This window comes from Pseudoalteromonas sp. bablab_jr011, from assembly GCF_016464045.1.
In the GTDB taxonomy this organism is placed as follows: Bacteria; Pseudomonadota; Gammaproteobacteria; order Enterobacterales; family Alteromonadaceae; genus Pseudoalteromonas; species Pseudoalteromonas lipolytica.
This window is the reverse complement of record NZ_JACDWU010000251.1, coordinates 1-398: the sequence shown is the minus strand read 5'-3', so window position 1 is coordinate 398 and position 398 is coordinate 1. Positions and strand designations below refer to the sequence as shown.

Sequence of the window (398 nt, the reverse complement as noted above, 5' to 3'; positions counted from 1 at the left end):
TGGTCATGTTCTCCACCAAACTCTAAAAGCTCGCAATCCATTTGCTTACAGGTTTCCTCCATTATCTCTTTGGTTCTATCTAACATCTCTTTAGTGAAAACGCCTCTTCGGTATTTTGTAACAAATACTAGATGAGCATTATTTTTAAATAGGCAGCTTCTGCCTGTTCTCCATTCGTACATTTTACTTATAGACTAGATTGACAATTTAACGCTAAGTGTAATAATAATTACCGCAATTGACAACCTACGGAAAGACCATGCTAACTGGCATTAAGCTACGTGCTAACCCAACATCACATCAAAAACTGGTTTTAAGCCAGTGGATGGGTTGCGCACGCAGTATTTGGAATGCCAAAGTTGACGAAGAAAAGTATTTCCGCACCTTTGCACGTAAAT

At 38.7% G+C, this 398-nt stretch carries 2 protein-coding genes; one reads left to right on the top strand and one right to left on the bottom strand.

What is annotated here, in order from left to right; all coding sequences use genetic code 11:
* A partial coding sequence (locus JIG41_RS23070; RefSeq protein ID WP_199525033.1) for a transposase occupies nucleotides 1-182 on the bottom strand: 182 nt, incomplete at its 3' end.
* 77 nt (nucleotides 183-259) lie between these two features.
* On the opposite strand from JIG41_RS23070, the gene JIG41_RS14955 reads away from it, so the two are divergent.
* Nucleotides 260-398 (top strand): helix-turn-helix domain-containing protein (locus JIG41_RS14955; RefSeq protein WP_199525032.1); only part of this gene is annotated, 139 nt, incomplete at its 3' end.